The organism is Mycobacterium sp. NPDC050441 (genome assembly GCF_040655355.1).
In the GTDB taxonomy this organism is placed as follows: Bacteria; Actinomycetota; Actinomycetes; order Mycobacteriales; family Mycobacteriaceae; genus Mycobacterium.
This window is the reverse complement of sequence record NZ_JBFAJS010000014.1, coordinates 34,866-58,112: the sequence shown is the minus strand read 5'-3', so window position 1 is coordinate 58,112 and position 23,247 is coordinate 34,866. Positions and strand designations below refer to the sequence as shown.

Below are 23,247 nucleotides of genomic sequence, written 5' to 3'. Positions count from 1 at the left end.
TCTGAAGAGAGAATGTGCTCTACGCGGTGAGCAGGCGCACCGGGGCGCCGGCACAGTAGGCCGCGATGTCCTCGACGATGTCGCGGTAGAAGATCGTCATCACGCCTTCGGTGACGTAGCCGAGGTGCGGGGTCAGCAGCGTGTTGGGCAGGGTCGCCAACGGGTGTCCCGGCGGCAGCGGCTCGTGTTGGTAGACATCGAGTGCCGCACCGCGAATCCGGTGGTTGCGCAGCGCTTCGGTCAGGGCGGGCTCGTCGATCAGGCCGCCACGGGAGGTGTTCACCAAGATCGCCGACGGCTTCATCGCGTCCAGTTCGGCCGGCCCGATCAGACCGCGGGTCGAGTCGGCGAGCACCATGTGCAGCGAGACCACGTCGGCATCGGCGAACAGGGTGTCCCGATCCACCCGCGTGACACCGGCTTTGGCGGCACGCTCGTCGGTGAGGTTGGGGCTCCACGCGATGACGTCCATGCCGAATGCCTTGCCGATCGCGGCCACCCGGCTGCCGATCCGGCCCACCCCGACCAGCCCCAGGGTGGCCCCGGAGAGGTCGGTACCCACCGTGGTCTGCCACAGCCCGTTGCGGATGCGCTGATCCTCGACGACCAGGTGGCGCTGCAGTCCGAGGATCAGTGCCCAGGTGTGTTCGACGGTTGGGGTGATGGCGCCGCCGGTGCCCGACACGGTGATTCCGAGGCGGTGTGCCGCGGCGACGTCGATGGCGGCATTGAAGGGTCCGGTCGTCACCAGCAGTTTCAGGGCCGGTAGTTGGGCGAGCAGTGTCGCATCGAGGGGGGTGCGTTCCCGCATCGCGACGACGACCTCGTAGCCGGCCAGAGTCTGGACCAGCGCCGGGCCGGGTGCGATGTGTTCTCGCAGTGACGTGATCTCGGCGGCGCACGGAATCGGTGACCAGTCGACGGTGTCGGCGATTCCCTGGTAGTCGTCGAGGACGGCGATGCGCAGCGGTTCGGTCATGAATCAGTAGGCGTTCGGATCGTTCTGCACGGCCGGCGGCACCGGGTGCTGGTAGAGCTGGGATGCGTTCTCCCAGGTGATCTTCCGGATCACCTCGGCGGGCAGGCCCTGGATCTGTTCGTGGATGGTGCGTTGGGTGTGCGGCCAGGTCGAATCGCAGTGCGGGTAGTCGGCTTCGAGCAGGATGTTGCCGGTGCCGATCCGTTCGTGCTGGACGAACGAGGACTGGTCCTCGACCGCACAGAACCAGAAGTTCCTGGTGAACACCTCAGCGGGGGAGAGGGTTTCGCCCAACGCCTTCCAGGTTCCGTACATCTGGTGGTAGCTGAGCATGTGATCGAGCCGATCGAGTAGCCCTGCCACCCAACCGATTCCACCTTCGGACAGGCAGATCTTGAGGTCGGGGTACCGGCTGGGCAGACCCGAGTACAGCCAGTCGACCGCGGCAGTGATGGCGTAGGCGAAGAACAGCACACCCTGCACATCGGGCGGGGCGTCGTCGGTGGTGGACGGCGCCGAACCGGAGGAGCCGATATGCAGGTTGACCACGGTGCCCGTCTCGGCGCACGCGGCCATGATCGGTTCCCAGTAGCCCGAGTGGATGGTGGGCAGCCCGAGCATGGCCGGGTTCTCGCTGAACGTCACGGCGTGGAAGCCGCGTTCAGCGTTCTCGCGGATCATCTGGGCGCCGACCTCGGGATCGAGCAGCCAGGGCAACTGGCACGGGATGATCCGATCGGGATAGGCGCCGGCCCACGCCTCGAGATGCCAGTCGTTCCAGGCCCGCACCGCGGCCATCGCCAGGTCCCGGTCCTTGGTCACCTGCTGCAACCGTTGGCCGGCGAATCCGGGTAGGAACGACGGGAAGTTGAGCGACGCGTACACGCCGTTGAGGTCCATGTCCTTGACACGTTCGTGAATGTCCCAGGCGCCCCGGCGCATCTCGTCGAACCGGGCCGGTTCGAACCCGTACTCCTCGACCGGCCGTCCGACCACGGCGTTGAAACCGACGTTGGGCAGTGACTGCCCGTCGTACATCCAGGTCTGCCCACCGTTTTCGGTATCGACGACCTTCGGGGCGCGGTCGGCGAACTTGCTGGGTACGCGTCCGGTGAAGGTGTCCGGCGGTTCGACGATGTGATCATCGACGGAGATCACCGTGTAGAGCCGTTCGGCCCGCTGCGGTTCGGGCAGAAACGTGACCGTGCGCTCGGCGCCGTTGCGGGCGGTGGTGAAGTCGAGATTGCCGGCGAGTTCGTCGATGGACTTCATGGGGCTGAATCTCCTTGCTGCGTCAGGTCAGAACTTCAGGATCGGCCTTGATGGTCATGCGGGCCGCCCCGGCCCAGTACACATCGGCTGCGCGCTCGATCAGCGAGGCCTTCATGCCGTACATGTCGGCGCGGTTCATCGCCGTCGGTTCCCGCCCGGTGAGCATCACCTGGTAGGCCAGTTTGCACACCCGGTCGATCGACGCGGCGCGGTACACGGCCTCGGCCACGGTGCCTCCCGTGGTGATGACGCCGTGGTTGGCCAGGATGGTGAGGTTGGCCGTGCCGATCCGTTCGGCGAGCTCGCGGGCCCGCGGTGCCGAATCGACCTCACCGTCATAGGTTTCGACCAAACACATGTCGTCGAGGAACAGCGAGCCGGTCTGGTGCACCAGGTCCGGCAATTTCCCCAACGCCGCGATGAGGCTCACGTAATAGGGATGGTTGTGGATGACGACGCGGGCGTCGTCGCGCATGCGGTGCAGTTCGGTGTGGATGTGGATGGCCGGGGTGACATCCCAGCGGCCCCGCACCACGTGCGCATCCTCGTCGACCACACAGATGTCGGATGCGGTGAGCTCCTGCCACCACAATCCCCACGGGTTGACCAACATCTCGGTGCGGCCCTGTGGCTGCCAGGTGATGTGGCCGGCCATGTTCTCGGCGAATCCGATGGAGGCCAGGTGCCGGAACGCCACGGCCAGCGCTTGTTCCTCGGTCAGGTCGACGCCGATCGGTGGGGTGACCGACGGCGACCACACTTTCAACCCGCCCTGCCGCACCTCACCGACGCTCATAACCGTCTCCCAACCGCATCCGGATATCCTCGCGGAGTTGACCTTTGGCGATCTTCCCGCCCGACGACCGGGGCAGCTCATCGAGCACGATCAGCTTCTCGGGAAGCAGTTCTTTCGACATCCCCTGGGTCAGCAGGTGCTCGACGAGCTCCGGCAGATCGATCGTTTGGCTGTTGGCGGGTGCTACGGGCTCGACGTAGATGCAGACCTTCTCGCCGAAGACCGGATCGGGCATGGCCACCGCGGCCGCGACGGCCACCGCGGGATGCGTCGTCACCGCATCCTCGACCTCGCCCGCACTGATGTTCTTGCCGCCGCGCACGATGAAATCCGAGGTGCGGCCGGTAACCGACAGGTAGCCCTCGGCGTCGACCTCGCAGACGTCGCCCATCCGCATCCAGCCGTCGGGCGTGTAGAGCTTGTCGTGGTCCACCCCGCCCAGATAGCCCAGGCTGGTGGCCGGCCCGCGGCAGGCCGGCTGGCCGCGTCCGGTCGAGGTCACGTCGTCGTCGCCGTCGAACAGGCGGACCGCCATCTCCGGCACCAGGCGTCCGGCGGTCCGCAGCCTGCGCTCCCGGGAATCCTGCAATGTGGTCCCGCTCAGCAGGCCGGTTTCGTTGGAGCCGTAGAACTGCAGGATGGTGGCGCCGGTGAGCTCCTCGAAGTCGGCGGCCCGCTGATACGGCAGTGCCTCACCGCCGGTGAAGACCACGCGCAGCGAGCTCAGGTCGTTCTCGCGCGACGCCCGGTCGGCCATGATCATCATCAATTGGGTACTGACACAGCACAACACGCTGACGCGGTGGCGAGCGATCGCCTCGCACGCGGCTGCCGCGTCGAACCGTTCGAGCAGGACCGTGGTGGCGCCGAGGTAGATCGGGGTGGTGTGGGCGGTCCAGATGCCGAACCCGAACGGAGCCGGGATGACCGGCAGGAAGACATCGTCGGCGGTCAGGGCGCCGTTGGCAACCGCCTGCTGATGGAAGTAGTGCCACCGGTTCTGCGTGTGCACCACACATTTGGGAAGGCCCGTGGTGCCCGAGGTCGAGTTGATCAGGAACACGTCGTCGGCTCCGACGCCCGCGGCCGGTGGTCGCGAGGGGGTGTCAGTGTCGAGGGACAAACCGTCCAACACCAGTGCGCTGATCTCGGGCGTCAGTCCCGACCCGGTGGCTTGTGCCGACGAGTGCCGGGCCGCGTCGCTGATAAGCAGGCGCGGCTGGGTGGTCCGCAGGATCTGAGTGGCCTCGCGGGTCCCGGCGCGGGCACCGATCCCGACCACGACGGCACCGCACCGCTCGATCGCCACGAACAACACATGGATGGCCGCGGTATCGCCGTGCCAGACCGCGACGCGATCGCCGGGTGTGACACCCAGTCCGGCCAGCTGGGCAGCGAGTAGCAATGCAGCACAGTCGAATTCGTTCCAGGTGAACGTGGTGGCGGGGTAGTCGACATAGGCCGGCTTGTCGGGGTGGGTGCGGGCGTGTTCGCGCACGGTCTGCGACAGTGTGCGGTCCGACCACCATCCGGCCGCGCGGTAGTGGGCCGCGTCTGCAACATGGGCGGCGTCGCCAGCCTTCATCACCAAATCATATGAAAATAAGGATCTGTGTCAACGGTCGCACCGCGGCGGCCCTGGTTTCATGGTCGCCGAGGGCTCGACTGCGTCCAGGTGCGCACCATCGTCGGGTCGACGACGCCTTCGACACCCGGGTACTGCTGGGCGTTGACGAGATGCGCCGCGGCCAGATCGCGGGCCCGCTGCGCGTCGCCCATGTCGATCGCGTCGATCACCTGCCGGTGATCTTCCAGGACCGCCCGGCGTTCCTCGACGGGCACCGTCGAATGATCCGTCACCTGGGCCGACCAGTTTTGCTCATGGGCGGACCACAATGCCTCCAATGCGCCCGCCAGGATGATCATCGTCTCGTTCCCGCAGTGGCGCACCAGCGCTTCGTGATACCGCCGACTCGCCGAGGTGGCCTGCAGCAGATCCGATACCGATCGGACCGATTCTTCGTGTAGCTCACGGAGAATGGGGACGACCGTGCGTTTGCGGTCCGCGCGTTGGGCGCAGAGTGCGGCGCATGCCGGTTCGACCTGCAGCAGCGCGGTACCCACGTCGGCGAGGCCGACCTGCCCGGCACCTAGCACCAAGCCCATGGTGTAGGCGAGGTTCGCGGAGTCGGGTCGGTGGACCACCGCACCGCCGAGCTTGCCGCGTCGTACCGTCAACAGCCCCTCGGCCTCGAGGATGCGCATCGCTTCGCGCAGAGACGGCTTGCTGATCGGGTACTCGACGAGAAGTTCGTCCTCCTTGGGGAGGATGCTGCCGTCGGGCAGTTCCCCGGTGAGGATCCGGCGCCGCAACTGGTCGGCGACCTGTTCGGCTAGTCGCTGGAACCGGACGTTTGGCTGCGCCACGCATCGAGTGTGCCAGATGGCAGGCAGTTGAGGACGTCGCGCCGAGCCTTGTATCCAAATGATTTGTCTCATACGGTGAGCCATGCAGAAGTGGACCATCGGCGCGGTGACAGTTCATTCGGTCCTGGAGACGGTGGTGCCGACCCGGCCTGACCGGGTGTTTCGCGGGCTGCCATCGGAACTCCCGCACTGGCTGTATCCCCATTACGTCGATGACGCCGGAAATCTGCTGGTGGCCATCCAGTCGTTCTTCATCGAATCCGGCGACGACCTCGTCGTGGTCGATTGCTGCTTCGGCGAAGGCCACGACCTGCCGTACCAGATCCCCATGGACCCGGACCAGTACCGGCAGTCGCTGGCCGCGGCCGGATTCACTCCCGATGAGGTGACCACCGTCGTCTGCACCCACCTTCACCTCGACCATGCCGGACGCCACACGACCCGGCATGACGGCGCCTGGATCCCCACCTACCCCAACGCGACGTACCTGCTCACCGCCGAGGAGTACACGTCGTGGCGGCATTCCTCGGCGCCGAACCGGGCGGCCGCCGAGACCGTCGAACCGCTTGTCGCACAAGATGTTCTGCGGCTCACCGAGATGGACCACGCGATCACCGACGAGATCCGGCTGATCGCGACGCCCGGTCACACACCGGGGCACACCGCGGTACGGATCGAATCCGGCGGTGAGGTGGCGGTGATCAGCGGGGACGTCATCCACCATCCGCTCCAGATCACGCATCCAGACGTGCAGGCTCTGCCCGATGATGATCCGGCCGCGGCCGCGGTGACCCGCGCGCGGCTGCTGCATAGCGTCGTCGACGAGCAGGCCCTCCTGCTCGGCACCCACTTCGCCGCCCCGACCGCAGGCACCGTCATCGCCGATGACGATCGGCTGATGTGGGTGCCGATGTAGGCGGCGCGTCCTAGTTCGCCGTGTGGACGATGAGGATGTCGATCTTCACTCGACGCGCGATGGTGGCAGGCACCGAACCCAACAGGCGCCCGGCGACCGAGTCCAGTCCGATGTCACCGACGACGATCAGATCTGCATCGACCTCTTTGGCGAGTTTCACCAGGGCGTCGACCGGGGCACCTTCGACCGCCCGCTCGACGATATCCGAGGCGCCCGCGGCTTTCGCGCGGTCGCGTGCCGCCTGGAGGATCTCGTAGACCGGGGCCGCGCCGTGCATCCGGTAGCCCTCGCTCTTGAGGCTGTCCTCCGCGCGGGTGTCGACCACGTGATCGGGCGACGGCGGTCGCGACCAGCCGCCCTTTTCGGCCACGGGTTGATGAGCACTCGCGACGATCAGCTTCGCGTTCTCCTGCGCGGCGATCTCGGCGGCGCGGTGGACCGCTCGTAGCGACGAGTCGGAACCGTCGGTCCCGACAACGATCGTCCGATAGGTGCTCATGTCGTCTCCGAACTGTTCGACTACCAGGACAAACAGGACCTTAATGCCTGATGGGTCTCAGCCGGCACAGAAACGTCCAGCATCACCCGCCGTCATACAAATGAAAAGCGCCCCCGGCAGGAATCGAACCTGCGACCTAGGGATTAGAAGGCCCTTGCTCTATCCGACTGAGCTACGGAGGCAGCGCTCGACGAGTCTATCGTGCCTGTGCTCAACACCACGCAAACCGTGTCACCGGCAAAGCCGACCCCCGGGGCCGGTGGCGGACTAGCGTGGACGCTGCACTGGCGGCCGGGGAGGGGAGAGGGACCACGCTATGAGCGACGTGCCGGAGTTGGACGCGGCCGGACTGCCCGAAGAACTGAGCGCAGTCGATCAGCTGTTGCATCGAGGCGAGGCAAACCCCCGCACCCGGTCCGGGATCCTGGGAGTCGAGATCCTCGACACCACACCGGATTGGGACCGTTTCCGTGCCCGCCTGGATCATGCGTCGCGCAAGGTTCTACGGCTGCGCCAGAAGGTCGTCATGCCCACCCTGCCCACGGCAGCCCCGCGCTGGGTCATCGACCCTGACTTCAACCTCGACTATCACGTGCGGCGGGTACGGGTTCCCGCTCCCGGCACTTTGCGCGATGTGTTCGACCTGGCCGAGATCGCGCTGCAGTCGCCGATGGACATCAGCCGTCCGCTGTGGAGCGCCACCCTGGTCGAAGGGCTGGCCGACGGGCGGGCGGCGACCATCCTGCACCTGAGCCACGCGGTATCCGACGGCGTCGGCATCGTCGAGATGTTCGCCAACATCTACGACCTCGAGCGTGACCCTGAACCGGCCGCCGCGGTACCGCTGCCCATCCCGCAGGATCTGTCGCCCAACGACCTGATGCGGGAGGGCATCAACCGACTTCCCGGATCGATTGCGGGCGGCGTGCTCGGTGTGCTCGGACAGGCGGCCCGCGCGGTGACCAAGGTGGTGCGCGACCCCGTCTCGGTGGTCAGCGGCGCCGTCGACTACGCGATGTCCGGCGCCCGCGTGATGGGCCCGGCCGCCCATCCGTCGCCGCTGCTGCGCCGCCGGAGCCTGTCATCGCGCACCGAGGCGATCGACATCCCCTTCGGCGACCTGCACCGAGCGGCCAAGGCCGCCGGCGGTTCGATCAACGACGCCTACCTGGCTGGGTTGTGCGGCGCACTGCGCCTCTACCACGACGCCATGGGCATCTCGATCGAGACGTTGCCGATGGCCGTGCCGGTCAACCTGCGTTCCGAGGATGATCCCGCCGGCGGCAACCGTTTCGCCGGCGTCAACCTCGCCGCGCCCGTCGGAATCGTCGACCCGGAGACCCGGATCAAGGCCGTGCGGTCCCAGATGATGAGCAAACGCGAGGAGCGCGCCATCGACGTGGTCGGCGCCATCGCGCCGGTGCTCAGCCTGCTGCCCGATGCCGTGCTGGAGACGGTGGCCGGGTCGGTGGTGAATTCCGACGTACAGGCCAGCAATGTCCCGGTCTATCCGGGGGACACGTTCATCGCCGGGGCAAAGATCCTGCGCCACTACGGAATAGGTCCGCTGCCCGGGGTCGCGATGATGGTGGTGTTGATCTCGAGGTCCGGGTACATCACGGTCACCACCCGATACGACCGCGCCGCCATCACCGACGAGCAGCTGTTCGCCCGGTGCCTGCTGGCGGGATTCGACGAGGTGTTGGCGCTCGGCGGCGACGGCCGCGCGGAGCCGGCCTCGTTCAGTGGCGATACGTCGGCGACGAACGGGAGTGCTGCACAGTGACTTCGAAAGATCCGTCCCCGAAGCCCCGCGGTACCAAGCAGATGCGGCTGCCCGGCACCCTGGCCGAGATCGAGGGCAGTCCGGAGGGTCCGGAGATCGGCGCGTTCTTCGACCTGGACGGAACCCTGGTGGCCGGCTTCACCGGGGTGATCATGACCCGGGACCGGTTGCGCCGCGGTCAGATGGGCGTCGGCGAGTTCATCGGGATGGTGCAGGCCGGGCTCAACCACCAACTGGGGCGTTCGGAGTTCGAGGACCTGATCGGTAAGGGCGCCCGGATGCTGCGGGGCAATTCGCTCAGCGATCTCGATGAGCTGGGCGAGCGGTTGTTCGTCCAGCATGTGCAGGGCCGCATGTACCCGGAGATGCGTGCGATGGTTCGCGCGCACATGGCCCGTGGCCACAGCGTGGTGCTGAGCTCCTCGGCGCTGACGGTTCAAGTCGAGCCGGTGGCACGTTTTCTCGGCATCGACAACGTGCTGTGCAACAAGTTCGAGACCGATGAGGACGGCCTGATCACCGGGGAAGTGATGAGACCGGTCATCTGGGGTCCGGGCAAAGCCCGTGCGGTGCAGAACTTCTCGGCGGCCAACGGGGTGGACCTGACCAAGAGTTACTTCTACGCCGACGGCGACGAGGACGTCGCCCTGATGTACCTGGTGGGCAACCCGCGGCCGACGAATCCGGCCGGCAAGTTGGCCGCCGTCGCAGCCAAGCGCGGCTGGCCGGTGCTGAAGTTCAGCAGCCGCAGTGGCAGCAGTCCCGTCTCGCAACTGCGCACTTTGGCCAGCCTGGCCGCCATCCCGACCGTTGCGGCAGGCGCGATCGGACTGGGGCTGTTGACCCGCAACAAACGCACGGGGGTCAATTTCTTCACCTCGAACTGGAGCAAGCTGCTCATGCTCGCCACCGGCATCGAGCTCAACGTCCTGGGTGAGGAGAATCTGACCGCGCATCGCCCTGCAGTGTTCATCTTCAATCACCGCAACCAGGCCGACCCGATGATCGCGGGCCGACTCGTCGGGGTGGATTTCACCGGTGTCGGGAAGAAGGAGCTGGAACGCAACCCGCTGATGGGTCCACTGGGCAAGGTCATGGATGCGGCATTCATCGACCGCGACGACCCGGAGAAGGCCGTCGAAAGCCTGCATCGCGTGGAAGAGCTTGCCCGCAAAGGCTTGTCGATCCTGATCGCCCCCGAGGGGACCCGGCTGGACACCACCGAGGTCGGCCCGTTCAAGAAGGGGCCGTTCCGCATCGCGATGGCCGCGGGCATTCCGATCGTGCCGATCGTGATCCGCAACGCCGAGGTGATTGCGGCCCGCGATTCCAGCACGTTCAACCCGGGCACGGTGGATATCGCGGTGTATCCGCCGATATCGGTCGACGATTGGACCGTCGACAACCTCACCGACCGCATCGCCGAGGTCCGCCAGATCTACCTTGACACCCTCGGATCCTGGCCGCAGGACGAGCTGCCCACCTTCGACATCTACACCCGTACGCCCGCGAAGCAGGCGGCCCCGCGCCGGGCGGCCAAGAAGGCCCCCGCGAAGAAGGCGCCCGCGAAGAAAGCCCCGGCGAAAAAGGCTGCGCCCAAACCGGATACCTCACCCTCCGGCTCGTCCTCGCGGTCGACTCCCAAGGGCCGACCGTGACCACGGGAATCGACGATTACCCCAGCTTCAGTACCACCGACGACGCGCTGGTGCTCGCATCGGCGTCGTCACCGGCCGAGCTCGAACTGCTCAACGACTGGCTCAAGGCGCAGCGGCGTGAACATCCCGACACGACCGTCGAGGTACTGCAGTTGCCGGCCACCGACGAACCTGCCCCCGGGGCGGTGGCAAGGCTGGTCGAGGAGCTGGAATCGGACGAGGACCGGCTGGTGGTTCCGGTCCGGGTGTTCTGGGTGCCCGGCGGGTTACCCACCCGGTTGAAAGTCGTCGGGTTGATCTCCGGCCGTGACACCTACCGGCCGCCGGAGGTCCTGCAGCGGCGCATCCTGCGCAAGAACCCGACGCGCGCACGGATCGTCGCTGGGGAACCGGCCAAGGTGTCCGAGCTGCGCAAGCAGTGGAGTGAGACCACGGTCGCGGAAAATCCCAGGGAATTCGCACGATTCGTGCTCCGCCGGGCGGTGCTGGCGATCGAGCGGGTGGAGCTTCGCCTGCTCGGTCCGGAATACAAGTCACCGCGGCTGGTCAAGCCGGAGATGCTCGACTCGGCGCGCTTCCGCCAAGGCCTGGAGCAGATTCCCGGCGCGACGGTGGAGCAGGCCGGCGAGATGCTCGATGAGCTCTCCACCGGGTGGAGTCGCTTCTCGGTGGATCTGATCCCCACCCTGGGCCGAGCGATCTTCAGCCGTGGATTCGATCCGCGCATCGACTACGACCGCTCCGAGATCGAATCGATGCGTCATGCCCTGGAACAACATCCGGCGGTGCTGCTGTTCTCCCACCGGTCCTACCTCGACGGGGTCATCGTCCCGGTGGCCATGCAGGAGAACCGACTTCCTCCGGTCTACACGTTCGCCGGGATCAACCTGTCGTTCGGCCTGATGGGGCCGTTGTTCCGGCATTCCGGCGTCATCTTCCTGCGTCGCAAACTCGATGACCCGCTGTACAAGTACGTGCTGCGGCAGTACGTCGGCTACATCGTGGAGAAGCGGTTCAACCTGAACTGGTCCATTGAGGGCACCCGGTCCCGGACCGGAAAGATGTTGCCGCCCAAGCTCGGACTGCTCGCCTACGTCGCCAATGCCTACCTCGACGGCCGCAGTGACGACATCCTGCTGCAGCCCGTGTCGATCAGTTTCGACCAGCTGCACGAGACCGCCGAGTACGCCGCATACGCCCGCGGCGGCGAGAAGACACCCGAGGGCCTGAGCTGGCTGTACAACTTCATCAAGGCGCAGGGCGAACGGAACTACGGCAAGATCTATGTCCGCTTCCCCGAAGCGGTGTCGATGCGTGAGCACCTCGGTGAGCCGAACGGTGAGATGGTCCACGACGAGGCGGCCAAACGCCTGGCCATGCAGAAGATGGCCTTCGAGGTGGCCTGGCGGATTCTGCGGGTCACGCCGGTCAACGCCACCAACCTGGTGTCGGCGCTGTTGCTGGGCGCCCGCGGAGTTGCGCTGACCCTCGATCAACTGCACCACACACTGCAGGACTCACTGGATTACCTGGAGCGCAAGAACACCCCGATGACCAACAGTGCGCTGCGGTTGCGGACCGCCGAGGGAGTGCGTTCGGCCGTCGACGCGCTCTCCGGCGGGCACCCGGTGACGATGGTCGACAGCGGGCGCGAGCCGGTGTGGCGGATCGCCCCCGAGGACGAACTGGAGGCGGCGTTCTACCGCAACTCCCTGATTCACGCCTTCCAGGAGACCTCGATCGTCGAACTGGCCCTGGCCCATGCCGCACGCGTCGCCGGCGAACCGCTGCAGGTGTTCTGGGACCAGGTGATGCGGCTGCGTGACCTGCTCAAGTTCGACTTCTATTTCGCCGATTCGGAAGCCTTCCGCGACAACGTCGCCGAAGAGTTGTCGTGGTACGACCGCACGCCAGAAGGACAGGCGGCCGGTGGCTGGGAGGCGAAGGTCTCCGGTGGAGGCGACGAGATCTATCAGATGTTGCGCAGCAAGCGACCGCTGTTGGTGGGCGCCATGCTGCGTCCGTTCTTCGAGGCCTACGCGATCGTCGCGGACGTGCTGCGCGATGCCCCTGCTGAAATCGGGGAGCGGGATCTGACGAAGCGGGCGCTCGGTGTGGGGCGGCAGTACGTCGCCCAAGGGCGGGTGAGCAGCAACGAGTCGGTCTCGGCATTGCTGTTCGCCACCGCGCGGCAGGTGGCGGCCGACCAGAACCTCCTGGTCAACGGCCCGGATCTGCAGGCCCGCCGCAATGCCTTCCGCGACGAACTGCGCGGGATCGTCGCGGATATGGACAAGGTCGACGAGATCGCGCGTGAGCAGTTCTACTTCCGGGAGAAGCAGCGCCGCGCCCCGCGAGGCCCGTCCGGCTAGGGGCTCTCACCGAGGTTTCGCCTGGCGGCGAGGGTGTGGTGTCGCCCACGCCATACCCTTGGACCATGACTTCTGCCGGCCGGGTGGCCGCAACCAGCGTGCGTAACAGCGCGGTGTGGCCGGTGCTGGTCGGCGTGGGCCTGTTGGCCGGGGCAGTGGCCGCGGGCATCGGCGCGCTGTCACTGGCGGACGCGCTGACCGCCACCGGCCTGCCTGACCCCGGCCCCGTCACCACCTACGGTCTGCCGTTCGTCCGGGCCGCCGGCGAGATCGCTGCCGTCGTCGCAGTGGGGGCCTTCCTGTTCGCGGCGTTCCTGGTCGCACCCCAGACCAACGGTGTGCTGGATGTGGCCGGTTACCGGGCGCTGCGGCTCGGTACGGCGGCCTCGGGCGTGTGGACGGTGTGCGCCGCGCTGCTGGTTCCGTTGACGATCTCCGACGTGTCCGGGCAGCCGCTGCTCGATCATCTCGGCCCGGTCGACGTGTGGTCGGCCGCGAGCCTCGTCGACGTCTCCGCCGCCTGGCGCTGGACGGCGATCCTGGCCGCCGGCGTCACCATCGCGAGCCTGCCGGTGTTGCGGTGGGGGTGGACACCGGTGTTGCTGGCCGGATCCCTGCTCACTCTGATGCCACTGGTCCTGACCGGACACTCATCGGCCGGCGGTGCCCACGATCTGGCCACCAACAGCCTGTTCATCCACCTGGTGGCGGCCGCGCTGTGGGCCGGCGGACTGATGGCGCTGTTGGCCCACGCCATCCGTGCCGGGCGCGGGGCCGACGGCTCCAACACCGCCCTGGCCGCGCGACGCTTCTCGGCACTGGCGCTGTGGTGTTTCATCGCGATGGCGATCAGCGGGGTGCTCAATGCACTGGTGCGGATCCAGCTTCCCGATCTGGTGCGCACCAACTACGGCTGGCTGCTGGTGGGCAAGGTCGTCGCGCTGAGTCTGCTCGGCGTGCTGGGGTGGCGACAGCGCCGCGTCAGCCTTACCGCCCTGGCCACCGACCCCGACGCGCGCACGCCGCTGATCCGGTTGGCACTGACCGAGGCTGCGCTGTTCGGCGTCACGTTCGGGATCGCCGTCGGGCTGGGCCGTACCCCACCGCCGCCGGAGCCGAGGATTCCCAGCGCCACCGAGGTCGCGATCGGATACGACTTCGCCGGGCCGCCGACGGTCGCCCGGGTGTTGTTCGACTGGCGGTTCGACCTGCTGTTCGGGACCGCGGCGATCGTCGCTGCGGCGATGTACCTGGCCGCGGTGTACCGACTGCGCCGACGTGGCGACGCCTGGCCGGTGGGTCGCACGTTCGCCTGGCTGCTGGGCTGCGCGGCCCTGCTGTTCACCACGTCATCGGGGCTCGGCCGCTACATGCCGGCGATGTTCAGCATGCACATGATCGCCCACATGTTGCTGTCCATGCTGGTGCCCGTCCTGCTGGTGCTGGGCGCCCCGGTGACCCTGGCGCTGCGGGCGCTGCCCGCTGTGGGCCGCGGATCGCCGCCCGGCCCCCGGGAATGGCTCCTCGCAGCTCTGCACTCGAGGGTGTCTCAGTTGCTGACCCAGCCCGTCATCGCGACCGTGCTGTTCGTCGCCGGGTTCTACGGTCTGTACTTCGGCGGCATCTTCGACGCCGCGGTCAGCAACCACGCGGCGCACATCCTGATGAACGTGCACTTCCTGTTGTCGGGATACCTCTTCTACTGGGTGGTCATCGGTGTGGACCCGACCCCGAGGCCCGTCCCACACCTGGTCAAGATCGGTATGGTGTTCTCCTCGCTGCCACTGCACGCCTTCTTCGGCGTGGTGATGATGGGCATGCAGACCGTGCTCGGCGAGAGCTTCTACCGGTCACTGCAATTGCCGTGGCACACCGATCTACTCGGAGACCAGCACCTCGGCGGCGGCATCGCCTGGGCGGCCGGCGAGGTCCCGCTGGTCATCGTGATGCTGGCGCTGCTGATCCAGTGGCGGCGCAGCGATCAGCGCACCGCCAAGCGACTCGACCGGGCCGCTGACCGCGACGACGACGCCGATCTGGCGGCCTACAACGCCATGCTCGCAGAGATGGCGCGGCGCGACGGTCCATCCGGTTAGTCACCGGTAGTAATCGGGGTTATCCCCAGCCTGCGTTTCATCCACATCCGACGGGTGCGTCGGGTCCGGTGCGTGTCTCCTGTCGGAGTGCCGACGGTCAATGGCTGCGTAAGGCGGTCGACGCTTCGGCACCAGCCGCCGGAATCGATGAAGCGAAAGGAACCAGAAAAATGTTCGAGACCCCGTTCAACATCGTCGGCACCATCGTCACCAACCCGGTCCGGCTGCGGTTCGGCGATCAGGAGCTGTACAAGTTCCGGGTGGCCAGCAACTCACGCCGGCGCACCCCCGACGGCAGGTGGGAGCACGGAAACTCGCTGTACGTCACGGTCAACTGCTGGGGAAATCTGGCCACGGGCGTGAGTGCCTCGCTCGGGCGTGGTGACGCCGTTGTGGTGGTCGGTCACCTCTACACCAGCGAATACGACGACAAGGAAGGCGTGCGCCGCTCGTCGGTCGAGGTCCGGGCCACCGCCGTCGGCCCCGATCTGTCTCGTTGCACGGCCAAGGTCGCACCCTTGCCGAAGCCGGCGGTCGAACCGGCGCCTGAGGTGGAGCCCGGCGAACTGACCGATAGCCCGGATGGCGCCGAAACCGAGCCGGACGAGGGTGAGCTGCCACTGTCGGCCTAGCCGGTTTCGGTCGCGCATAGGATGGGCGCGAGTGAGTTGGGCTTGACGCACCCGTCGCGCAAGCGCCCATCCGATATCCCCGAAGAATTTCAGAAAGGCACATCACGGCATGGCCGAATTCATCTACACGATGCGCAAGGTCCGCAAGGCGCACGGCGACAAGGTCATCCTTGACGACGTCAGCCTGAACTTCCTGCCCGGCGCGAAGATCGGCGTCGTCGGTCCCAACGGGGCTGGTAAGTCGAGTGTGCTGAAGATCATGGCCGGTATCGACCATGCCAACAACGGCGACGCGCTGCTTGCACCCGGCGCCTCCGTCGGCATCCTGATGCAGGAGCCGCAGCTCGACGAGACCAAGACGGTCCGCGAGAACGTCGAGGCCGGCGTGGCGATCAAGGCCAAGCTCAACCGGTACAACGAGGTCGCCGAGCTGATGGCTACCGACTACACCGACGAGCTCATGGAAGAGATGGGCCACCTGCAGGAGGAGCTCGACGCCGCCGACGCCTGGGACATCGACTCCCAGCTCGAGCAGGCCATGGACGCGCTGCGCTGCCCGCCGCCCGACGAGCCCGTCACCCACCTCTCCGGTGGTGAGCGCCGCCGCGTGGCGCTGTGCAAGCTGCTGCTGAGCAAGCCTGACCTGCTGCTGCTCGACGAGCCCACCAACCACCTCGACGCCGAGAGCGTGCTGTGGCTCGAACAGCATCTGGCCAACTACAAGGGCGCCATCCTGGCCGTCACCCACGACCGCTACTTCCTCGACAACGTCGCCGAGTGGATCCTCGAACTCGACCGCGGCCGGGCCTACCCATACGAGGGCAACTACTCGACCTACCTGGAGAAGAAGGCCGAGCGCCTCGAAGTCCAGGGCAAGAAGGACCAGAAGCTGCAGAAGCGGCTCAAGGACGAGCTGGCCTGGGTGCGTTCGGGGGCCAAGGCCCGGCAGGCGAAGAACAAGGCCCGCCTCGGCCGCTACGAGGAGATGGTCGCCGAAGCCGAGAAGACCCGGAAGCTCGACTTCGAGGAGATCCAGATCCCGACCCCGCCGCGACTGGGCAGTGTCGTGGTCGAGGTCGAGCACCTGGACAAGGGCTTCGAAGGCCGCCAGCTCATCAAGGACCTATCCTTCACGCTGCCGCGCAACGGCATCGTCGGCGTCATCGGTCCCAACGGCGTCGGCAAGACCACGCTGTTCAAGACCATCGTGGGCCTCGAGCAGCCCGACAGTGGTGAGGTCAAGGTCGGCGATACGGTCAAGCTGAGCTATGTCGACCAGAGCCGCGCCGGCATCGACCCGAAGAAGAACGTCTGGCAGGTCGTCTCCGATGGACTGGACTACATCGAGGTCGGCCAGAACGAGATCCCGTCGCGCGCCTACGTGTCGGCATTCGGGTTCAAGGGACCGGATCAGCAGAAGCCCGCGGGTGTGCTGTCCGGTGGTGAGCGCAACCGGCTCAACCTCGCCCTGACTCTCAAAGAGGGCGGCAACCTGATCCTGCTCGACGAACCGACCAACGACCTCGACGTCGAGACGCTGTCCTCACTGGAGAATGCGCTGGAGCAGTTCCCCGGCTGCGCCGTGGTGATCAGCCACGACCGCTGGTTCCTGGACCGCACCTGCACGCACATCCTGGCGTGGGAGGGCGACGACGACAACGAGGCCAAGTGGTTCTGGTTCGAGGGCAACTTCGGTGCCTACGAGGAGAACAAGATCCAACGTCTCGGTGCCGAAGCCGCACGTCCGCACCGGGTGACCCACCGGAGACTGACCCGGGACTGACCCGTGACGGGATAATGGGCGCAGCAAGCTCGGGGACGCTACTAGTGTCGCAGCTACGCACCGATGCCGGTGTGTGGGCGTGAGTCAGGAGTGATCCGTATGGCGACCGAACCGGGAGCTGGTTCAGGGCAGGGGATTAGCGGCTTGGAGGACTTGCAGGCGCCGCCTGAGGTGATCCACCGGCTTGCCCTGGCATTCCTGTCCACCTATCGGGCTCCGCAGGCCGATGCGCCCGGAATCGCCGCCACCGGTCCGCAGGCCGCCGGTGCCGCCGAGCGTCTGGTCTCCGACGGCACGGTGGCCGCTCAGTACGCGCTGGGCAGCCGCCGGGCACCGGGGGAGACCAAGGTCGAGGTGTATCCGGGCGACGCCGACTCGGGCCCGGCTCTGCAGATCGTCACCGAGCAGGCTGCGATGCTGGTCGACTCGGTGACGGTGCTGCTGCACCGGAACGGCATCGCGTACCCGGCCATCATGAACCCGGTCTTCCGGGTGCGCCGCGACGCCGATGGCACACTGCTGGACTTCCAGCCTGCGGCCGAGGCCACCGGCGGTGACGGTGTCGACGAGTCCTGGATCCTCGTCCCGGTGATCGGGGCGGCCGACGGCTCCGCACTCACCGAGGTGGTTCGGTTGCTGCCCGGTGTGCTCGCCGAGGCCCGCCAGATCGGGCTGGATTCCGCGGCGATGGGCGCCGCGCTGCATGCCCTGGCCAACGATGTAGCCACCGATGTCGACGGCCGGTTCCCCAATGCCGACCGCAGGGATGTCGCCGCGCTCCTGCGCTGGCTGTCCGACGGGCATTTCGTGCTGCTGGGTTACCAGCAGTGCGCGATCAGCGACGGGCTCGCCTCGGTCGATTCAGCCAGCCGGCTCGGTGTACTCAAACTGCGCGAAGATGTGCTCCCGCCGCTGACTGCCGCCGATGATCTGATGGTGCTGGCGCAGGCCACCATGCCCAGCTATGTGCGCTACGGCGCCAATCCGTACATCGTGGTCGTCCGTGAGAGCGGCGCCCGGGTCGTCGAGCACCGTTTTGTCGGCCTGTTCACCGTGGCCGCGATGAACGCCAATGTGCTGGATATTCCGTTGATCTCGCGACGCGTCGAGGAGGCGCTGGCCATTGCCCGGCGCGACCCCAGCCACCCCGGTCAGCTGCTGCGTGACATCGTCCAGACCATCCCGCGCCCCGAACTGTTCGCGTTGAGTTCCAAGCAGCTGCTGGACATGGCGCTGACCGTGGTTGACCTCGGGTCGCGCCGCCGCACTCTGCTGTTCCTACGCGCGGATCAGCTGGCGCACTTCGTGTCCTGCCTGGTGTATCTGCCCCGAGACCGCTACACGACCGCGGTGCGGCTGGAAATGCAGGACATCCTGGTGCGCGAGCTCGGCGGTGAGAGCATCGACTACTCGGCCCGGGTAAGTGAATCACCGTGGGCGGTAGTCCATTTCATCGTGCGCCTGCCCGACGGCACGGTCTCCCACACCGTGGACACCTCCAGTGAGAACGAGACCCGGATCCAGAACCTGTTGACCGAGGCCACCCGCAACTGGGGTGACCGGATGACCAGCGCGGCAGCCCACACGGCGCTCACCCCGGCGGCCGTCGAGCACTATGCCTCGGCCTTCCCGGAGGACTACAAGCAAGCCGTCGCGCCGGCGGATGCCATCGCCGACATCGCGATAATCGAAGCGCTGCAAGACAATTCGGTGAAACTGGTGTTCGCCGAGGGTGGGGATGACGGCCTTGCCCAGCTCACCTGGTACCTGGGCGGCCAGTCGGCCTCGCTGAGTGAACTGCTGCCGATGCTGCAGTCGATGGGTGTGGTGGTGCTCGAGGAGCGCCCGTTCACGGTGCGGCGGGCCGACGGCCTGCCGGTCTGGATCTACCAGTTCAAGGTCGCCCGGCAGCGCAGCCTCCCCGGGGCGCCCGATGCGGCTTCGCGCGAGGCCACTGCCCAGCGATTCGCCGATGCGGTGACCGCGATCTGGCACGGCTGGGTCGAGGTGGACCGGTTCAACGAACTGGTGCTGCGCGCCGACCTGACCTGGCAACAGGTGGTGATCCTGCGCGCCTACGCGAAGTACCTGCGCCAGGCCGGTTTTCCGTACAGTCAGTCGCACATCGAGTCGGTGGTCAACGAGAACCCGCACACCACGCAGTCGCTGGTGCAGCTGTTCGAGGCGCTGTTCGACCCGTCCGAGGACACCGCGGGCACCCGCGACGCCCAGGGGGCGGCTGCTGCGGTGGCCGCCGACATCGACGCCTTGGTGAGCCTGGACACGGACCGGGTGCTGAGGGCCTTCGCCACCTTGATCCAGGCCACCCTGCGCACCAACTACTTTGTGCAGCAGCCAGATTCGGCGCGTCAACGCGGTGTGGTGTCGATGAAGCTGAACCCGGGCCTGATCAACGAACTGCCCCTGCCGCGACCCAAGTTCGAGATCTTCGTCTACTCGCCCCGCGTCGAAGGCGTGCACCTGCGGTTCGGGTTCGTGGCGCGCGGCGGGTTGCGCTGGTCGGACCGTCGCGAAGACTTCCGCACCGAGATCCTCGGCCTGGTCAAGGCCCAGGCCGTGAAGAACGCCGTCATCGTGCCGGTCGGCGCCAAAGGCGGGTTCGTGGTCAAGCGGCCGCCCGAGCCGACCGGCGACGCCGCCGTCGACCGGGAAGCAACGCGCGCCGAAGGCGTTGCGTGCTACCAACTTTTCATCTCCGGGCTGCTCGACGTGACCGACAACGTCGACAAGGGAACCGGTGCCGTCGTCACGCCACCGGAGGTGGTGCGTCGCGACGGGGAGGACGCCTATCTGGTGGTCGCGGCCGACAAGGGCACGGCCACGTTCTCCGACATCGCCAACGAGGTCGCCAAGTCCTACGGGTTCTGGCTGGGCGACGCGTTCGCCTCGGGCGGTTCCATCGGTTACGACCACAAGGCCATGGGCATCACCGCCAAGGGTGCCTGGGAGTCGGTGAAGCGGCACTTCCGGGAGATGGGGGTCGACACCCAGAGTCAGGACTTCACGGTCGTCGGCGTCGGCGACATGAGCGGTGACGTGTTCGGCAACGGCATGCTGCTCTCAAAGCACATCCGGCTGATCGCGGCCTTCGACCACCGGCACATCTTCGTCGATCCCAACCCCGACGCCGCCCGGTCCTGGGTGGAACGCAAGCGCCTGTTCGACCTGCCCCGGTCCAGCTGGGAGGACTACGACAAGGCGTTGATCAGTGAGGGCGGCGGTGTCTTCAGCCGTCAGCAGAAGTCGATCCCGATCAGCCCGCAGGCCCGCGCCGCACTCGGGCTCGATTCAGACATCGAGGAACTCACGCCGCCCACGCTGATGAAGGCCATTCTCAAGGCTCCGGTGGACCTGCTGTGGAATGGCGGCATCGGCACTTACGTCAAGGCCGAGACCGAGGCCGACGTCGGCGATCGCGCCAACGATCAGATCCGGGTGTGCGGAAACGAGGTGCGCGCCAAGGTCATCGGCGAGGGCGGCAACCTCGGCGTGACGTCGCTGGGTCGTATCGAATTCGACCTGGCCGGCGGCCGGATCAACACCGACGCGCTGGACAACTCCGCGGGTGTCGACTGCTCGGACCACGAGGTCAACATCAAGATCCTGATCGACTCGCTGGTTACGGCGGGTCGGATCGAGCCCGGTCAGCGCACCGATCTGCTGCTGTCGATGACCGACGAGGTCGGGGCCCTGGTTCTGACCGACAACAAGCACCAGAACGATCTCATGGGCACCAGCCGGGCCAACGCCGCGAGCATGCTCTCGGTGCACGCCCGGATGATCAAGGAGTTCGTGGCCAACCGTGGGCTCAACCGCGAGCTGGAGGCATTGCCCTCGGAGAAGGAGATCCGGCGCCGAGTCGACGTCGGAATCGGTTTGACCTCACCGGAATTGGCCACCCTGATGGCCCACGTCAAACTCAATCTCAAAGACGACGTGCTGGCCAGTGACCTGCCCGATCAGGAGGTGTTCGCGTCCCGGCTGCCGCAGTACTTCCCGAAGAAGCTGCGTGAACAGTTCACCGGTGAGATCCGGTCGCATCAGCTGCGCCGGGAGATCGCCACGACCATGCTGGTCAACGATCTCGTCGACACCAGCGGGATCAGCTACGCCTACCGCATCACCGAGGACGTCGGGGTCGGCCCCGTCGACGCGGTGCGCAGCTACGTCGCCACCGATGCCATCTTCGGGATCGGTGAGTTGTGGCGCCGGATCCAGGCCGCAGGCGACGCCGGGGTTCCGGTGTCCGTCACCGACCGGATGACACTGGACCTGCGCCGGCTGGTCGACCGGGCCGGGCGCTGGCTGCTCAACTACCGTCCGCAGCCATTGGCAGTCGGCGCCGAGATCAACCGGTTCGCGGCCAAGGTGTCCGCCCTGCGCCCGCACATGCCGCATTGGCTGCGCGGTGACGACAAGGCGATCGTCGAGAAAGAGGCCGGCGAGTTCGTCGTGCAGGGCGTCCCCGACGATCTGGCCTATGCGGTGGCGACCGGGCTGTACCAGTACAGCCTGCTCGACGTGATCGACATCTCCGACATCGTGGACCGCGAGCCTGCCGAAGTCGCCGACACCTACTTCGCGTTGATGGACCACCTCGGCTCCGACGGGCTGCTCACCGCGGTCTCCCGGCTGGGCCGGGACGATCGGTGGCATTCCTTGGCGCGGTTGGCGATTCGCGACGACATCTACGGTTCGCTGCGTGCGTTGTGTTTCGACGTGCTCGCGGTCGGTGAGCCCGACGAGACCGGTGAGGAGAAGATCGCCGAGTGGGAGCTGACCAACAGCTCCCGTGTGACCCGCGCCCGCCGCACGCTGACCGAGATATACGAAGATGGTGAGCAGGACCTTGCGACGCTGTCTGTGGCGGCGCGGCAGATCCGCAGCATGACAAGAACGAGTGGAACGGGAACGACTGCGTGAGCTTTACAACGCCGGTGCATGTGCGCTGGTCGGACATCGACATGTACCAGCACATCAATCACGCCACGATGGTGACTCTTCTCGAAGAGGCCCGGATACCGTTTCTGCGTGAGCCGTTCGGCGCCACAATCGAAACGATCGGCCTGCTGATCGCCGAGGTCAACATCGCCTACAAGGGGCAGCTGCGGCTCGTGGACTCACCGCTGCAGGTGACCATGTGGTCCAAGCGGGTGCGGGCCGTCGACTTCACCATCGGATACGAGGTGCGCTCGCTGCACGCCGCTCCTGATTCCAAGCCGTCGGTGATCGGCGAGACCCAGCTGGCCGCGGTGCACATCGGTGAGCAACGTCTGGAACGTCTGACGGCCGAGCAGCGCGGCTATCTGGAGAGCCACCTGCGATGACCGCCCCCGAGCGCGGTCTGTGGATCGATGACCCGCGGGACCGTGAGGATCTCGCGACGTTCCTCGACCGTGCGCTGCGGTTGGACGATGCCGCGGTGGTGCGCCTGCGGGAGCGGACCGGTACCGGCGCGGCCGTGGCCTGGGTGGCGACCGGGCTGGAGGTGTTGGCCAGCCGGGTGGTGACCGGTCAGGTGCGCCCATCGGATCTGTCCGCCGGAGCCGACGCCCTGGTGGCCGGGTTGTCCACTGCGGGAGACGGATACGTCGACCCGGGCTTCCCGATGGACTCGGCCTGGCGCGGTGGTCTGCCACCCGAGGACGGATTCGTTCACCTCGACGACGTCCCCGCGCGGGTGATGCTCGACCTGGCTCAGCAGGGCGGCGCACTGGCCCGTGAACACGGCAGTGCCCACGGCCCGCCGGCGTCACTGCTGGACCAGGAGGTCATCGCGGTCAGCGCGGGCGACGTGGCTGTCGGAGTGCCCATGCGATGTGTTTTCGCGTTGACCGCCATGGGTTTTCTGCCGCAGACCGGCAACGAGGTGAGTGAAGAGGAGATCGTCCGGGTCCGCGCACACCCGTCGTGGCTGCGCATCGACGCCCGGTTCGGGTCGGTGTTCCGCCGCCGCGACCGTGCCGCCCTGATCCTGGGCTGACCATCGGGCGTGAAGGCGTGACTTCGG

Annotated in this window: 16 protein-coding genes and 1 tRNA gene; 10 read left to right on the top strand and 7 right to left on the bottom strand. The window is 66.9% G+C overall.

Annotated elements, in window-relative coordinates:
* Window positions 1-19: 19 nt before the first annotated feature.
* The 5 genes from AB0I14_RS30255 to AB0I14_RS30235 are packed head-to-tail and all read right to left on the bottom strand — an operon-like array spanning window position 20 to window position 5,474.
* Window positions 20-979 carry a D-2-hydroxyacid dehydrogenase family protein gene (locus AB0I14_RS30255; RefSeq protein WP_358030052.1) on the bottom strand — a complete coding sequence of 320 codons (960 nt, stop codon included), beginning with the start codon at window positions 977-979 and terminating at the stop codon, window positions 20-22.
* A gap of 3 nt (window positions 980-982) precedes the next feature.
* Window positions 983-2,251 (bottom strand): amidohydrolase family protein, encoded by a 1,269-nt coding sequence (locus AB0I14_RS30250; protein WP_358030049.1) that lies wholly within the window; start codon window positions 2,249-2,251, stop codon window positions 983-985.
* Between the two features lie 22 nt (window positions 2,252-2,273).
* Window positions 2,274-3,047, bottom strand: coding sequence for a class II aldolase/adducin family protein (locus tag AB0I14_RS30245; RefSeq protein WP_358030047.1), 774 nt, complete (start codon window positions 3,045-3,047; stop codon window positions 2,274-2,276).
* The gene (locus tag AB0I14_RS30240; RefSeq protein WP_358030044.1) at window positions 3,034-4,632 is read right to left on the bottom strand and encodes a class I adenylate-forming enzyme family protein; all 1,599 of its coding nucleotides are present in this window, start codon (window positions 4,630-4,632) and stop codon (window positions 3,034-3,036) included. The genes AB0I14_RS30245 and AB0I14_RS30240 overlap by 14 nt, the downstream gene beginning before the upstream one ends.
* 59 nt (window positions 4,633-4,691) lie before the next feature.
* The gene (locus tag AB0I14_RS30235) at window positions 4,692-5,474 is read right to left on the bottom strand and encodes a GntR family transcriptional regulator (protein WP_358030042.1); all 783 of its coding nucleotides are present in this window, start codon (window positions 5,472-5,474) and stop codon (window positions 4,692-4,694) included.
* An 82-nt stretch (window positions 5,475-5,556) separates the two neighbouring features.
* Between AB0I14_RS30235 and AB0I14_RS30230 the strand changes: the two genes are divergently transcribed.
* Window positions 5,557-6,390, top strand: a complete 834-nt coding sequence (locus AB0I14_RS30230) for an MBL fold metallo-hydrolase (protein ID WP_358030039.1) — start codon at window positions 5,557-5,559, stop codon at window positions 6,388-6,390.
* A gap of 10 nt (window positions 6,391-6,400) precedes the next feature.
* Here the strand turns inward: AB0I14_RS30230 and AB0I14_RS30225 are convergent, their stop codons facing one another.
* Window positions 6,401-6,889, bottom strand: a complete 489-nt coding sequence (locus AB0I14_RS30225) for a universal stress protein (RefSeq protein ID WP_358030036.1) — start codon at window positions 6,887-6,889, stop codon at window positions 6,401-6,403.
* A gap of 108 nt (window positions 6,890-6,997) precedes the next feature.
* A tRNA-Arg gene (locus AB0I14_RS30220) sits at window positions 6,998-7,071 on the bottom strand.
* A gap of 134 nt (window positions 7,072-7,205) precedes the next feature.
* Here AB0I14_RS30220 and AB0I14_RS30215 point away from each other — a divergent pair.
* The 9 genes from AB0I14_RS30215 to AB0I14_RS30175 all read left to right on the top strand — a co-directional run bounded on the left by AB0I14_RS30215 (window position 7,206) and on the right by AB0I14_RS30175 (window position 23,220).
* Window positions 7,206-8,675 (top strand): wax ester/triacylglycerol synthase family O-acyltransferase, encoded by a 1,470-nt coding sequence (locus AB0I14_RS30215; RefSeq protein WP_358030033.1) that lies wholly within the window; start codon window positions 7,206-7,208, stop codon window positions 8,673-8,675.
* Window positions 8,676-8,716: 41 nt separating this feature from the next.
* Window positions 8,717-10,333, top strand: coding sequence for an HAD-IB family hydrolase/lysophospholipid acyltransferase family protein (locus AB0I14_RS30210; RefSeq protein WP_358030259.1), 1,617 nt, complete (start codon window positions 8,717-8,719; stop codon window positions 10,331-10,333).
* Window positions 10,330-12,705, top strand: a complete 2,376-nt coding sequence (locus tag AB0I14_RS30205; RefSeq protein ID WP_358030030.1) for a glycerol-3-phosphate 1-O-acyltransferase — start codon at window positions 10,330-10,332, stop codon at window positions 12,703-12,705. Before AB0I14_RS30210 ends, AB0I14_RS30205 begins: the two co-directional genes overlap by 4 nt.
* Window positions 12,706-12,770: 65 nt before the next feature.
* The gene (locus AB0I14_RS30200; protein ID WP_358030028.1) at window positions 12,771-14,801 is read left to right on the top strand and encodes a cytochrome c oxidase assembly protein; all 2,031 of its coding nucleotides are present in this window, start codon (window positions 12,771-12,773) and stop codon (window positions 14,799-14,801) included.
* A 170-nt stretch (window positions 14,802-14,971) separates the two neighbouring features.
* On the top strand, window positions 14,972-15,433 hold the full coding sequence (locus tag AB0I14_RS30195; RefSeq protein WP_358030025.1) for a single-stranded DNA-binding protein: 462 nt from the start codon (window positions 14,972-14,974) through the stop codon (window positions 15,431-15,433).
* 109 nt (window positions 15,434-15,542) lie between these two features.
* On the top strand, window positions 15,543-17,216 hold the full coding sequence (gene ettA, locus AB0I14_RS30190; protein WP_358030023.1) for an energy-dependent translational throttle protein EttA: 1,674 nt from the start codon (window positions 15,543-15,545) through the stop codon (window positions 17,214-17,216).
* Between the two features lie 171 nt (window positions 17,217-17,387).
* A complete protein-coding gene (locus AB0I14_RS30185; RefSeq protein ID WP_358030256.1) occupies window positions 17,388-22,160 on the top strand; it encodes an NAD-glutamate dehydrogenase in 4,773 nt (1,590 codons plus the stop codon).
* Window positions 22,161-22,201: 41 nt separating this feature from the next.
* Window positions 22,202-22,564, top strand: coding sequence for a thioesterase family protein (locus AB0I14_RS30180; RefSeq protein ID WP_358030253.1), 363 nt, complete (start codon window positions 22,202-22,204; stop codon window positions 22,562-22,564).
* The gene (locus tag AB0I14_RS30175) at window positions 22,561-23,220 is read left to right on the top strand and encodes a hypothetical protein (RefSeq protein ID WP_358030021.1); all 660 of its coding nucleotides are present in this window, start codon (window positions 22,561-22,563) and stop codon (window positions 23,218-23,220) included. Before AB0I14_RS30180 ends, AB0I14_RS30175 begins: the two co-directional genes overlap by 4 nt.
* Window positions 23,221-23,247: the final 27 nt, after the last annotated feature.